The organism is Paraburkholderia sp. BCC1885 (assembly GCF_900996235.1).
Lineage (GTDB): Bacteria > Pseudomonadota > Gammaproteobacteria > Burkholderiales > Burkholderiaceae > Paraburkholderia.
Window position 1 is genome coordinate 1 of sequence record NZ_CAAJGM010000102.1, and the last position, 508, is coordinate 508.

Annotated in this window: 1 pseudogene; it reads left to right on the forward strand. The window is 65.0% G+C overall.

The features are described from left to right. Positions 1–508 (forward strand): annotated as a pseudogene (locus FQ755_RS08300) (acyl-CoA dehydrogenase family protein); the annotation flags it as partial.

The following is a 508-nucleotide window of genomic DNA, read 5'->3' on the forward strand; positions in this document are numbered from 1 at the left end:
GAGGAGATCAACCGCAACGGCGGCAACTCGGGGGCCTGCCACGGCCAGATGTACAACATGGGCACCCTGCTGCGCCACGGCTCGGCCGCGCAGAAGGACCGCTACCTGCCGAAGATCGCCTCGGGCGAGCTGCGCCTGCAGTCGATGGGCGTGACCGAGCCCACCACCGGCACCGATACCACGAAGATCAAGACCACCGCCGTGCGCCGCGGCGACCGCTAAGTGGTGAACGGCCAGAAGGTGTGGATCTCGCGCGTCCAGCATTCCGACCTGATGATCCTGCTGGCGCGCACCACGCCGCTGGCCGAGGTCAGCAAGAAGAGCGAGGGCATGTCGATCTTCATCGTCGACCTGCACGAGGCGATCGGCCGGGGTATGACAGTGCAGCCGATCCCGAACATGGTCAACCACGAGAGCAACGAGCTGTTCTTCGACAATCTCGAGATTCCCGCCGAGAACCTGATCGGCGAGGAAGGCCAGGGCTTGCGCGTCATGTTCGACGGCCTGA